We start from the raw sequence: 12,171 nt of genomic DNA on the forward strand, positions 1-12,171 counted from the left end.
ATCATGGCCGACGAGACGAGCCCCGACCTCAACAATCCCGCCCTGCAGCCGAATGGCGAAGACACGAGCCCGGCGATCGGCCTGATTTCGCAATATGTGAAGGACCTGTCGTTCGAAAACCCGAACGCGCCCGCCGTCTATCAGTGGCAGGAAGCGCCGCAGGTCGACGTCCAGTTCAACATCGCCGCCGACAATGTCGGCGAGAATCTGTACGAAGTGACGCTGAAGATCGACGTCACGTCGAAAACCGACGCCGGCACCAGCTTCGTGATCGACCTCAAATATGCCGGCCTGTTCGGTGTCCGCAACGTCCCCGACGACCAGCTTCAGCCCTTCTTCCTCGCCGAAGCGCCGCGCATCCTCTTCCCCTTCGCGCGCCGCGTCGTCGCCGATGCGGTGCAGGATGGCGGTTTCCCGCCGCTGCTGCTCGAACCGATCGATTTCCACGGCCTTTTCGCGCAGCAGGTTCAGGCGGCGCAATCCGAAGCGGCCGGCGAAGTCGCGGTCGGCCAGGCCTGAAACCCGTAACCGGGGCGAGCTGAGGGCTTGAGCAGCCTCGTCAAAAGCGTGGGGACGATCGGCGGGCTGACGATGGTCAGCCGCATTTTCGGCTTCGCGCGCGACATGCTGCTCAGCCGCATTCTCGGCGCCGGCGGCGTTGCCGATGCGTGGCAGCTCGCCTTTCAGCTGCCCAACATATTCCGCCGCCTGTTCGCCGAGGGCGCGTTCGCTGCCGCCTTCATCCCGCTGTTCAACCAGCGGATGACGAAGGAGGGCGACCACAGCGAAGCGCGCGCCTTCGCCGACGCGGTGCTCGCGGTGCTGATCCCGATCCTGATCGTCTTTTCGGCGTTGCTGCTGATCGTGATGCCGTGGGTGATGGGGCTGTTCGCGAGCGACGCGCTGCAGGCCGACGGCAAAACCTTCGACCTCGCCGTTCTGATGGCGCGCATCGCCTTTCCTTACCTGGCTTTCATGAGCGTCGCGACTTTGTTCGCGGCGATTCTCAACAGCCTGTCGCGCTTCGCCGCCGCCGCCGCCGCGCCTATCCTGCTCAACATCTGCCTGATCGGCGCGCTACTGCTCGGGCTGTTTACCGGCGATGGCGGCGAAGCCTCGAAAGCCGCGACGGGGCTTTATCTGGCGATCTCGGTTTCGCTTTCGGGCCTGTTCCAGCTCGCCTGGCTTTATTACTGGATCCGGCGCTCGGGGTTCCGCCCGGCGCTGCGCCGCCCCCGCCTCTCCCCCGATGTGCGCGAGATGGGGGTGCTGATCCTGCCCGCGGTGTTCGGCGCCGGCGTCTATCAGATCAGCCGCTTCATCGACCTCTTCTTCATCGCCACGCTGCCCGACAAGAGCATCACCTATCTCGCGATGGCCGACCGACTCAACCAGCTGCCGCTCGGGATCATCGGCATCGCGCTCGGCACCGCGATCCTGCCCGCGTTGTCGCGCTTCGTCGCGCAGGACGATCGCGACGGCGCCTCGCGCCTGCAGAGCAATGCGGTCGAGCTGGCGATGCTGCTTACCGTCCCCGCCGCCGTCGCGCTGTTCGTCGCGGGCCCCGCGATCACCAGCGCCTTCTATGTCGGCGGGCAATATAGCGTCGCCGACGGGCTCGCGACCGGCGCGGTCGTCGGCGGGCTCGTCGTCGGCCTGCCCGCCTACGTGCTGGTCAAGGTGCTCGTCCCCAATTTCTTCGCGCGCAAGGACACGCGCACGCCGGTGTGGACCGCGGCGATTTCGCTCGCGATCAACATCGCGCTCAACCTGCTGCTGATCCCGCGGTTCGGCATCGTCGGGCTCGCGCTGGCGGGCTCGATCGCCGCCTGGAGCAATGTGGCGATGCTGTACACGATCCTGCACCGCAAGGGGCTGTTCCGCCTCTCCGGCCGGGTGGCCGGGCGTATCGCCCGCATCGTCCTCGCCGCGGCGGCGATGGCGGCGGCGCTCTATTATGCGATTCCCTTGGCGGGCGACGCCTTCATCGGCGGGGTGTTCGAACGGATCGTCGCGCTCGGCGCGCTGGTGGGCACGGGGGCGATCATATTCTTTGGTTGCGCCTTCCTGTTCGGCGTGGTCAATCGCGACACCGTCGGCCAGCTGCGCCGGCGCAAACTCTAAAACTTCAGACGGGACGATCGACATGCGGACGCTATCGGGCATCCAGCCCACCGGAAATTTGCACCTCGGCAATTATCTGGGCGCGATCCGCAACTGGGTGCGCATGCAGGACGAGATGGCGGGCGACAAGCTCTATTTTCTTGCCGATCTGCACGCGATCTCGATGCCACACGTCCCGGCGGAACTCACCGCCAACACGCGCGCGATGACCGCCGCGCTCGTCGCCTGCGGGATCGACACCGACCGCTCGATCCTGTTCAATCAGGCGCGCGTCCCCGCGCATGCCGAGCTGCAATGGCTGCTCAACGGCACCGCGCGGCTCGGCTGGCTCAACCGCATGACGCAGTTCAAGGACAAGTCGGGCAAGAACCGCGAAAGCGCGTCGGCGGCGCTCTATACCTACCCCGTGCTTCAGGCGGCCGACGTGCTGCTCTATCAGACGACGCATGTGCCGGTCGGCGAGGATCAGAAGCAGCATCTCGAGCTGGCGCGCGACGTCGCGCAGAAGTTCAACAATGATTATGCGAGCGACGACGCGCCGGTGTTCACCCTGCCCGAGCCGATCATCCCGGCGGGCCTCGCGCGCATCATGAGCCTGCGCGACGGCGCCGCGAAGATGTCGAAGTCCGATCCGTCGGACATGAGCCGCATCAACCTGACCGACGATGCCGAGACGATGATGCAGAAGGTACGCAAGGCGAAGACCGATCCCGAGGTGCTGCCGTCCGAAGCGGCGGGGCTCGAAGGGCGGCCCGAGGCGCGCAACCTTGTCGGCATCTATGCCGCGCTCGCCGATACGAGCGTCGATGCGGTGCTGCGCGACCATGCGGGGCAAGGGTTCGGGGCGTTCAAGCCCGCGCTCGGCGAATTGCTGATCGAAAAGCTCGCGCCGATCAACGCGCGCTTCGTCGCGCTGAAAGACGATGCCGCGGCGCTCGACGCGATCCTCGACAAGGGCGCCGAAAAGGCACGCGCGCTCGCCAAGCCGACGCTCGACGCCGCCTATGCCGCGTTGGGGCTCTGCCGCTGACACCATGCTGATCGGCAAGCGGAATTTCTTGTTTTTGCATCTCCCGTCCCCATGTTTAGGGATGGAACCGCCGTGCGACGAAACGGGTTCAACCAAGGTTAAGTCGCGTCGGCATAGTCTATGGTATGAAAGCGCGGCATGAACGCGCACCCGAATCACGGAGCCAAGACGATGAGCAAGATCAACTTTCGGCGGCTGGGCCTTGCCGCCATAACGGGCGCAGCGCTCGCCCTCGCGGGCTGCGCGACGCCGTTCAAGGCCGATGTCGCGCGCTTCCAGTCGCAGCTTCCCGCACCGCAGGGCCAGAGCTTCACCGTCGAGGCGAGCAATCCCGCGCTGCAGGGCGGCATCGAGTTCGGCCAATATGCCAATATCGTCGCGGGCGAACTGACGCGCTACGGCTATCGCCCCGCGGCGAACGGCGAACGCGCCGATCTGATCGTCCGCATGGACTATGGCGTCGACAAGGGCCGCGAACGCGTCGTGTCGAGCCCCGGCTTCGGCGATCCCTGGTACGGCGGCGGCTGGTATGGCCGCGGCTTCTATCGCCCGGTGATCGTCACCGGCCGCGGCGGGCGCCGTTATGTCTATGGCTATCGCGACCCCTTCCTGTGGGGCGGTTTCGGGCCCGGCTGGGGCTATAACGACGTGTCGAGCTATACCGTCTATACGAGCGGCCTGAACCTCCAGATCGACCGTGCCGCCGACGGCTCGCGGCTGTTCGAAGGCCATGCCGAGGCGCAGTCGCGCGACAATAATCTGCAGGCGCTGGTCCCGAATCTCGTCGAAGCGATGTTTACCGGCTTCCCGGGCAATTCGGGCGAGCGGGTACGGATCACGGTCGCGCCGCCCGAAAGAGGTTGAACGACATTAAAGCCAAGCAAAAGGCCCGCCCTCCAGACGGAAGGCGGGCCTTTTCTTATGGCAATGGAAATGGCGGTTTTCGGCCGGTTGCTGCCCTCTCTTATATCGTCACCCCGGACTTGATCCGGGGTCTCGCTTGCGGTCGAAGCCAATGAGTGCGTAAAAAAAAAGCGGGATCCCGGATCAAGTCCGGGATGACGAAGCTGGAGAAGGCAGTGGCAGCTTTTCACCCCAAGCCGCCTCAACGTCACCGCGCCCAACGATGTGGATAATCCCGGGCACAACCCCGGGATAAGCCTGTGGGTCAGCTGTTGAGAGCGCGGCGGATCGCGGCGATCTCGGCGTCGAGTTCGCTGTCGGCGACGCGCAGCGCCTCGACCGTACGGACGGCATGGATCACCGTCGAATGGTCGCGCCCGCCGAAACGGCGCCCGATTTCGGGATAGGAACGCGGGGTCAGTTCTTTCGCGAGATACATCGCGACCTGCCGCGGGCGCGCGATCGCGCGGACGCGGCGCTTCGACGCCATTTCGGACTTGTCGAGCCGATAGTGCGCGCAGACCGCGCGCTGAATCTCGTCGATCGTGATTCGCGGGCGGGCACTGCGGACATTTTCGGCTAGCCGGTCTTCGGCGAGCGCGAGATCGACCGTCGTGCCGGTGAGCGCGGCATAGGCGAGCAGCTTGTTGAGCGCGCCCTCGAGTTCGCGGATGTTGCGCGTGAAATGCTTGACCAGATAGGCGACGACCGCATCGGGCACCTCGACCATCGGCATCGCGGCGAGCCGCTGGCGGATGATACGCTCGCGCAGGTCGTCCTCGGGCGCCTCGATGTCGGCGACAAGGCCGCCCGACAGCCGCGACAGCAGCCGCGCCTCGACCCCGTCGAGCATCGCGGGCGGGCGGTCGGCGGTGACGACGAGGCGTTTGCCCGCGGTCATCAGGTCGTCGATCGTGTGGAGCAGTTCCTCCTGCGTCGAATTCTTGCCGATCACGAACTGGAGGTCGTCGAGGAGCAGAAGGTCGGCGGCGCGCAGCCGCGCCTTGAACGCCATCATGTCGCCGCCGCGCATCGCGCCGACGAATTCGAGCATGAACTTCTCCGCCGACATCAGGATGATGTTCGCGGTCGGGTGCGCCGCGGCATAATCCTGCGCGATCGCCTGGAGGAGGTGCGTCTTGCCCTGCCCGGTGCCCGAGCAGAGGTAGAGCGGGTTGAACTGCGGCGCTTCGACCATCGCCATGCGGCGCGCGGCGTTGGCGGCGAGGATGTTGCTGCGCGCGACGACGAAGCGGTCGAACGACAGGCGCGGGTCGAAACCGAGGAGCGCGGGGTTGGCGGCGACAGGCTTCGGCGCGTCGAAACTCGGCAGCGGCGCGGCGGCGAGGTTCGCCGCGCGGTCGTCCGCCGCGGCGCCGCCGCGCACCATGACGCTGCGCACCGCGGGCAATTGCTGCCGCCACGCGAGTTCGAGCCGGTCGCCGAAGCGTTCGTTGATCCAGTTGGCCGAAAAGCGACTGACGGTTTCGAGCGTCACGACGCCCGACAGCGCGCAATAATCGGCAAAGCGCACGGGCTTGAGCCAATGGTCGAAGGTGCGGACGCCGAGGTCGCGGCGCAGCCCTTCGGCGACGCGCGGCCAGAGCGTGGCGGCATCGCCGTTCATCGCTCTGTCTCCTGCGTCATGCCCATGCCGATTGCCGCTCTCTGTCACGCCGTGCCGCCCCCTCAGGTCCCCTTTGCGCCGGAGGTTCGGGCGGCCGGCCACATGCCGATTCGTCGCCTGCGCCGGGCACAGGTTCTCATCCGGGCGAGGGGCCCGAAAGGATGCGAATCATGTCGATGTAGCGGCCGCCGGCGAAGGCCGACGACGCACCTGTCTAGTCAGGGCGCGGCGAGTCGATCAAGGGCTCGCCATGTAAAAATACTGAAATAAAAATCTTGACTCGCCGGGGCTACCGGAATCGCGTCAAAACGCCATTTTATCAGTTATTATCAAACGTTTATTTGTGACATTCCGAAGGCCAAACAACGAATCGCAGCAATTCCGTCACTTACCGCGCTGCAACACTATTGCCACTGGGCTGTCACAATATCGGGCGCAAAAAAAGACCCGCGGGCAAGATGCCGGCGGGTCCTTTTTGTTCCCTTTCGGGACGCGGGCGATCAGGCGATCGCGTTCACGCTCTTGGTCAGGCGCGAATATTTGCGCGCGACGGTGTTCTTGTGGAGCACGCCCTTGGCGACGCCGCGCGCCATTTCGGGCTGGGCAGCCTTCAGCGCGGCGGCAGCGGCGTCCTTGTCACCGGCGGCAACGGCCGTTTCGACCTTCTTCACCAGCGTGCGAATGCGCGAAACGCGATTCTTGTTCACGACGGTGCGCGCGGTGTTGCGGCGGATGCGCTTCTTTGCCTGCGGCGTATTGGCCATAAATTCCTCTAGTCTTTCAAACGGTCTACATGGTCGGAGCACAGCCGCAGCGGAGCAGCCGAATCGCGCGAAATGCAGCGAATCAATGTCCGGATGCGGCCGGTTCCGGACGACCGGACCCTGCTCGAAGGGTGCGCGCATAGCGATGAAGGGCGATTTGGTCAATGGCTTTGCGGGCAATATCCCGCATTATCGTTGGCATTTGGGGCAAAAGAAGGTCGACCGGCCCGATTGCACGATCCGCGCGATCGTCCCGCCGCATTCGCAAGCCTCGCCCTCGCGGCCATAGACGCGCCAGTCCTTCGCGAAATAGCCGAGATCGCCCTCGGGGCCGAGGAAATCGCGCAAGGTCGAGCCGCCGGCGGCAATCGCCGCGGTCAGCACCGCCTTGATCGCGGGAACGAGCGCCGCGAGTTTTGCCTTGGATATGTCGGGAGCGGGCTTCGTCGGCGCGATCTTCGCCATGTTGAGCGCCTCGCAGACATAGATATTGCCGAGCCCCGCAACGACCGTCTGGTCGAGCAGCATCGCCTTGATCGGCGCGCGGCGACCCGCGAAGGCTTTGGCGAGATAGGCGGCGTCAAAAGCATCCGACAACGGCTCGGGTCCCAGTGTCACGAAGGCGGGAAACAGCGTTAGCGGGTCGCCGCTTACCAGATCGACCGACCCGAATCGCCGCGGGTCGTGGAGGAAGAGCCGGTGCCCCGCGCCGGTTTCGAGCAGCAGATGGTCGTGCTTGCCGGCATCGCCGCCTTCGGTGCGCCAGCGCCCCGACATGCCGAGGTGGAAGATCATATGATCGTCGCGGTCGGTCGAGATCACGCCATATTTGGCGCGGCGCGACAGGGTGGTCACCGTCGCGCCCGTCAGGCGCTGCGCAAGATCGGCGGGAAAGGGGCGACGCAGGTCGGGGCGAAAGGTGATGACCGAGGTCAGCCGCTGGCCTTCGAGGAAGGGGGCAAGACCGCGCACGGTGGTTTCGACTTCGGGCAGTTCGGGCATATCGCGCATCGGGCTACGCGCCATTTGCCTGCACGGCAAGGCCCGGCTAAAGGCCGACGCAACACACCATCTCCCCCGCAAAGGCGCGCAATCCATGCCCACTCCCGACACCGTCAGCTTCGGCTATGAACAGGTCCCCGCGGGCGAGAAGACCGCGATGGTCGGCGAGGTGTTCAGCCGCGTCGCGCGCAAGTACGACATCATGAACGACGCGATGTCGGGCGGGATGCACCGCCTGTGGAAAGACCGCTTCGTGCGCCGCGTGAAGCCGCGCGAAGGCGAAGCTATCCTCGACATGGCGGGCGGCACCGGCGACATCGCCTTTCGCATGGAGCGCTTCGGCGCGAGCATCACGGTCGCCGACATCAACCCCGACATGCTCGGCGTCGGCATGGAGCGTGCAGCCGAACGCGGCATCGATACGCTCGTATGGTCCGAACAGAATGCCGAGAAGCTGTCCTTCCCCGACCAGTTTTTCGACGCCTATACGATCGCTTTCGGCATCCGCAACGTCACCGATATCCCCGCGGCCTTGCGCGAAGCGCACCGCGTGCTGCGCTATGGCGGGCGCTTCTTCTGCCTCGAATTCTCGACGAACGAATGGCCGGGTTTCGCGCAGGCATATGACGCCTATTCGCATCACCTCGTCCCCAGGCTCGGCAAGCTGATCGCCGACGACGAGGACAGCTATCGCTATCTGATCGAATCGATCCGCCGTTTCCCGCCGATGCCCAAATTCGCGCAGATGATCCGCGAAGCCGGCTTCACCGCGGTCAAGGTCGAGCCGATCCTCGGCGGGCTCGTCGCGATCCACAGCGGGTGGAAGGCTTGACCCGACCCGTCACCCATATCGTCCGCCTGCTGAAGTGGGGGCGCATCCTCGCACGCCACGGCGCGCTGCGCGGGATCGAAACCGCGCCGCAGACCCCGCCGGGGGTCAAGCGGTTGTGCCGCCTTGCGCGGCTCGGCACGAGCCAGCCGAAAATCCCCGACTATGCCGCCGCCTTCCAAGCGATCGGCCCCGCGGCGGTCAAGCTCGGCCAGACACTCGCGACGCGCCCCGACCTCGTCGGCGAAGAGGCCGCGCGCAACCTGCTGACGCTGCAGGACGCGCTCGCGCCCGTCGCCTTCGACCGGATCCGGCAGGAAATCGAGGCGACCTTCGAAGCGCCGCTCGAAAACCTCTATAGCGAGTTCGACCCCGAGCCCGTCGGTTCGGCGTCGATCGCGCAGGTCCACCGCGCGGTGACCACCGACGGGCGTCAGGTCGCGGTCAAGGTCCGCCGTCCGGGCATCGACAAGCAGTTCGCGCGCGACATCGAAACCTATGAATGGGCGGCCGCGCATCTCGAAGCCTTTGGCGGCGAAGCCGCGCGCCTGCGCCCGCGGCAGGTGATCGCCAATTTCCGCCGCTGGACCTTGCGCGAACTCGACCTGCGCCGCGAGGCGGCCTCGGCATCGGAGCTCGCCGACGCGATGACGGCGGTGCCCGAATATGAAGTGCCGGCGATCGACTGGGATCGCACCGCGAGCCGCGTGATGACGATGAGCTGGATCGACGGCGTCAAAATCTCGCACCGCGACCGGCTCGTCGCGGCGGGACACGATATGGAAGCGCTGGCGTCGAACCTCGTCCACGCCTTTCTGCGGCAGGCGATCGCCGAGGGGTTCTTCCACGCCGACATGCACCAGGGAAATTTGTTCGTGAAGGCCGACGGCACGATCGCCGCGGTCGATTTCGGCATCATGGGGCGGATCAACAGGCAGGCGCGCTACTGGCTCGCCGAGATCCTCTATGGGCTGACCACGGGCAATTATCGTCGCGTCGCCGAAATCCACTTCGAGGCGCAATATGTGCCCGATTATCACAGCGTCGAGGAATTCGCGACGGCGCTGCGCGCGGTCGGCGAGCCGATGCGCGGCAAGCCGGTGAGCGAGCTTTCGGTCGGGCAGATGCTCGACGGGCTGTTCGCGATCACGCGCGATTTCGACATGCAGACGCAGCCGCACCTGCTGCTGCTCCAGAAGACGATGGTGATGGTCGAAGGCGTTGCGACGATGCTCAATCCCAGGATTAATATGTGGGATGTCTCGGGCCCCTTCGTCAGCGCGTGGATTCGCGACGAACTCGGCCCCGAAGCCGCGCTCGCCGACGGGATTCGCGAGCAGGGCAAGACGCTCGCGCTGATCCCCGACATCATCCGCCGTCTCGACGCGCAATTGCCAAAGAAGGGCGCCGCCCCGCCCGCCCCGCCGCTGCCCGAGATCCCGCTGATGTGGGACAAGGGCGAGAAGCGCCGCTGGTGGCGCTATGCGCTGACCGCGCTGGCCGGCGCCGCGGCGGGGGCCGGCATCCTGACCTGGCTCGGCTGAGCCGACGCACGCGCGGCCTTGGTTACCGGACATTTACCCTAAATCATTAGGACCTGACCTCGACCAACCCCGGACGCGAAATCCGGACAAAACCGAGGTTTCATGCGCCACGACATCCTGATTGCCGATTCGCCGCTGACGATAGACGCGCTACCGCTCGAGGTCGCGGTCGTGGTGCCGACGCTCAACGAAGCCGCCAATGTCGAAAAACTGATCGCGAAACTGTCGGTCGTGCTCGCGGGGCGCGGCTGGGAAGTCCTGTTCGTCGACGATAATTCGCCCGACGGGACGAGCGAAATCGTCCGCCGCATCGGCCGCACATCGCGGCATATACGCATCGTCCAGCGCGTCGGCCGCCGCGGGCTGTCGTCGGCGGTGGTCGAGGGCGTTTTGGCGACCGCCGCGCCGATTGTCGCGGTGATGGACGGCGACCTCCAGCATAGCGAGGAGGCGCTGCCGCGACTGATCGACGCGATCGCCGATGGCGGCGCGGATATCGCCGTCGGCACGCGCTATGTCGCCGGCGGCGGGATCGGCGAATGGGACAGGGACCGCGCGCGGATGAGCCGGCTCGCGACGCGCGCCGGCCAGATCGCGCTCGGCACCGACGTCAGCGACCCGATGAGCGGCTTTTTCGCGATCCGCCGCGATGCCTTCGAACGCGCGCTGCCGCGCCTGTCGGCGATCGGCTTCAAAATATTGATCGACATATTGGCGTCGAGCCCCGCGCCGCTGAAGGTAGCCGAAATCCCCTATCAGTTCCGCACGCGCGAGGCGGGCGAGAGCAAGATCGGCGCGCGCGTCATCGCCGAATATGCCGAACTCATCGCCGACAAGACGATCGGCCGTTTCGTGCCCGTGCGCCTGCTCAAATTCCTGATGGTCGGCGGGCTCGGCGTGTTCGTCCATCTCGCCGTGCTGCGCACGATCCTCGGCGCCGGCAGCGCCTTCGTCACCGCGCAGACCGCGGCGGTGATGACGGCGATCGCCTTCAACTTCTTCCTCAACAACAGCTTCACCTATGCCGACCGCAAGCTGAAGGGCTGGCGCCTTATCGGCGGCCTTGCCAGCTTCTATGCGATTTCGGCGCTGGGCGCGGTGGCCAATATCGGGATCGGCACCTGGATGGCGGGGCATGACGAACGCTGGTGGGTCGCGGGGATCGCGGGGGTCGTCGTCGGCGCGATCTGGAACTTCGCCATGTCGTCGGCGCTGACCTGGCGCAAATGAACGCGGTGGCGCCCGGCTGGAACCGCTTCGCCGGGGTTTCGCGCCCGGTCGCGGCGGCCGTGGTGGGCCTGCTGGCGCTGCTGATGGCGTGGGGCGCGGTGGGCGGCGTCGGCGGCGACCATGTCGCGGTCGCCAAGCCGGCATCGGGGCATTTCGACGACCTCGTCGGCGATCATGCGCTCTACGCGCGCATCGCGCAGCGGGTGGCGGAGGGCGAATCCTATTATCCGGCGGCGGCGGCCGAACATCGCAGCGGCAATTATCCGCTGCGCCCCTTCGTGACCGTCCGTCTGCCGACGCTCGCCCACATCGTCGCCGCGCTGGGCGAGCGGAACACCATGCTCATCTTCCTGCTGATCGGCGGCGGGGCGATCCTTGCCTGGTACCGGCGATTGCGGACCGAGCCCGGCGTCCCGCGCTACGCCGCGATCGGCGCGCTGTTCGTCGCGGTCAATCTGTCGCAGCTCGCGGCGCGCGAGTGGCTTTATATTCACGAGGTCGCGGCGGGCGTCCTCCTCGCGCTTGCCCTCGCGCTCTATCGCCCCGCCCGCCCGTGGGCGACGATGCTCGTCGTCGCCGCGGCGCTGGCGATCCGCGAGACGGTGCTGCCCGTCGCGATGCTGTTCGGGCTGTTCGCGCTGATCGATCGCGACTGGCGCGCGGCGGCGGGCTGGCTGGCGCTTGGCCTCTGTTTCGCCGGGGGGCTTGCGGCGCATATCGCGGCGCTCGCCGCGGTCACGACGCCCGCCGACCCCGCGAGCCAGGGCTGGCACGGACAGGGGGGCTGGATCGCCTATCTGTCCTTCGTTCAAGCCTCCTCGATCCTTCGCTTTTTCGAAGGCTGGGCGGCCGCCTTGCTCGTGCCGCTCGCGCTGCTCGGCTGGTCGGCGTGGCGTTCGCGGCTGGGGCTCGCGATATTGCTGATCCAGCTCTTCTACGCCGCGCTGCTGATGCTCTTTGCGCGCCCGGCCAATTTCTATTGGGCGATGCTCGTCATCCCGACGCTGTTCATCGGCATCGCCTTCGTTCCCGCCGCGCTCGCCGCCCTGGCGCGTTCGCTGTGGCGCCCGGCGCGCGCCCTTCCCGCCGCCGCTTAGGCGTCCTTGAACTGGGGCGAG

11 protein-coding genes are annotated in these 12,171 nt (G+C 66.3%); 8 read left to right on the forward strand and 3 right to left on the reverse strand.

Annotation, left to right across the window (positions count from 1 at the left end; translation table 11 throughout):
- The first annotated feature begins 3 nt into the window (after nt 1-3).
- The 4 genes from secB (at nt 4) to VFG17_RS12385 (ending at nt 4,018) form a co-directional block, all read left to right on the forward strand.
- Nucleotides 4-519 (forward strand): protein-export chaperone SecB, encoded by a 516-nt coding sequence (gene secB, locus VFG17_RS12370; RefSeq protein WP_037553791.1) that lies wholly within the window; start codon nt 4-6, stop codon nt 517-519.
- A gap of 27 nt (nt 520-546) precedes the next feature.
- The gene (murJ, locus tag VFG17_RS12375) at nt 547-2,124 is read left to right on the forward strand and encodes a murein biosynthesis integral membrane protein MurJ (protein WP_325029776.1); all 1,578 of its coding nucleotides are present in this window, start codon (nt 547-549) and stop codon (nt 2,122-2,124) included.
- A gap of 22 nt (nt 2,125-2,146) precedes the next feature.
- Nucleotides 2,147-3,154: a tryptophan--tRNA ligase gene (gene trpS / locus VFG17_RS12380; RefSeq protein WP_325029777.1), complete on the forward strand. Its 1,008-nt coding sequence runs from the start codon at nt 2,147-2,149 to the stop codon at nt 3,152-3,154.
- 171 nt (nt 3,155-3,325) lie between these two features.
- A complete protein-coding gene (locus VFG17_RS12385; RefSeq protein ID WP_325029778.1) occupies nt 3,326-4,018 on the forward strand; it encodes a DUF4136 domain-containing protein in 693 nt (230 codons plus the stop codon).
- A 304-nt stretch (nt 4,019-4,322) separates the two neighbouring features.
- On the opposite strand, the gene dnaA is transcribed toward VFG17_RS12385, so the two are convergent.
- The 3 genes from dnaA to mutM all read right to left on the reverse strand — a co-directional run bounded on the left by dnaA (nt 4,323) and on the right by mutM (nt 7,450).
- Nucleotides 4,323-5,684 (reverse strand): chromosomal replication initiator protein DnaA, encoded by a 1,362-nt coding sequence (gene dnaA, locus VFG17_RS12390; protein WP_325029779.1) that lies wholly within the window; start codon nt 5,682-5,684, stop codon nt 4,323-4,325.
- A gap of 500 nt (nt 5,685-6,184) precedes the next feature.
- The gene (gene rpsT, locus VFG17_RS12395; protein ID WP_136173174.1) at nt 6,185-6,448 is read right to left on the reverse strand and encodes a 30S ribosomal protein S20; all 264 of its coding nucleotides are present in this window, start codon (nt 6,446-6,448) and stop codon (nt 6,185-6,187) included.
- Nucleotides 6,449-6,637: 189 nt separating this feature from the next.
- Nucleotides 6,638-7,450: a bifunctional DNA-formamidopyrimidine glycosylase/DNA-(apurinic or apyrimidinic site) lyase gene (gene mutM / locus VFG17_RS12400; RefSeq protein WP_325029889.1), complete on the reverse strand. Its 813-nt coding sequence runs from the start codon at nt 7,448-7,450 to the stop codon at nt 6,638-6,640.
- A 94-nt stretch (nt 7,451-7,544) separates the two neighbouring features.
- Between mutM and VFG17_RS12405 the strand changes: the two genes are divergently transcribed.
- The 4 genes from VFG17_RS12405 (at nt 7,545) to VFG17_RS12420 (ending at nt 12,150) form a co-directional block, all read left to right on the forward strand.
- Nucleotides 7,545-8,282, forward strand: coding sequence for a class I SAM-dependent methyltransferase (locus VFG17_RS12405; RefSeq protein WP_325029780.1), 738 nt, complete (start codon nt 7,545-7,547; stop codon nt 8,280-8,282).
- A complete protein-coding gene (ubiB, locus tag VFG17_RS12410; protein ID WP_325029781.1) occupies nt 8,279-9,823 on the forward strand; it encodes a 2-polyprenylphenol 6-hydroxylase in 1,545 nt (514 codons plus the stop codon). The genes VFG17_RS12405 and ubiB overlap by 4 nt, the downstream gene beginning before the upstream one ends.
- A 102-nt stretch (nt 9,824-9,925) precedes the next feature.
- Nucleotides 9,926-11,053, forward strand: coding sequence for a glycosyltransferase family 2 protein (locus VFG17_RS12415; protein ID WP_325029782.1), 1,128 nt, complete (start codon nt 9,926-9,928; stop codon nt 11,051-11,053).
- Complete coding sequence (locus VFG17_RS12420) at nt 11,050-12,150, forward strand: hypothetical protein (RefSeq protein WP_325029783.1); 1,101 nt, start codon at nt 11,050-11,052, stop codon at nt 12,148-12,150. Before VFG17_RS12415 ends, VFG17_RS12420 begins: the two co-directional genes overlap by 4 nt.
- Nucleotides 12,151-12,171 lie beyond the last annotated feature (21 nt).

This window comes from Sphingopyxis sp. (assembly GCF_035686825.1).
Lineage (GTDB): Bacteria > Pseudomonadota > Alphaproteobacteria > Sphingomonadales > Sphingomonadaceae > Sphingopyxis.

What these genes read in the sequence shown, in the direction of transcription:
- rpsT (WP_136173174.1), bottom strand. Translation starts at nt 6,448, where the DNA reads ATGGCCAATACGCCGCAGGCAAAGAAGCGCATCCGCCGCAACACCGCG.
- VFG17_RS12405 (WP_325029780.1), top strand. Translation starts at nt 7,545, where the DNA reads ATGCCCACTCCCGACACCGTCAGCTTCGGCTATGAACAGGTCCCCGCG.
- mutM (WP_325029889.1), bottom strand. Translation starts at nt 7,450, where the DNA reads ATGCCCGAACTGCCCGAAGTCGAAACCACCGTGCGCGGTCTTGCCCCC.
- trpS (WP_325029777.1), top strand. Translation starts at nt 2,147, where the DNA reads ATGCGGACGCTATCGGGCATCCAGCCCACCGGAAATTTGCACCTCGGC.
- VFG17_RS12420 (WP_325029783.1), top strand. Translation starts at nt 11,050, where the DNA reads ATGAACGCGGTGGCGCCCGGCTGGAACCGCTTCGCCGGGGTTTCGCGC.
- VFG17_RS12385 (WP_325029778.1), top strand. Translation starts at nt 3,326, where the DNA reads ATGAGCAAGATCAACTTTCGGCGGCTGGGCCTTGCCGCCATAACGGGC.
- secB (WP_037553791.1), top strand. Translation starts at nt 4, where the DNA reads ATGGCCGACGAGACGAGCCCCGACCTCAACAATCCCGCCCTGCAGCCG.
- dnaA (WP_325029779.1), bottom strand. Translation starts at nt 5,684, where the DNA reads ATGAACGGCGATGCCGCCACGCTCTGGCCGCGCGTCGCCGAAGGGCTG.
- VFG17_RS12415 (WP_325029782.1), top strand. Translation starts at nt 9,926, where the DNA reads ATGCGCCACGACATCCTGATTGCCGATTCGCCGCTGACGATAGACGCG.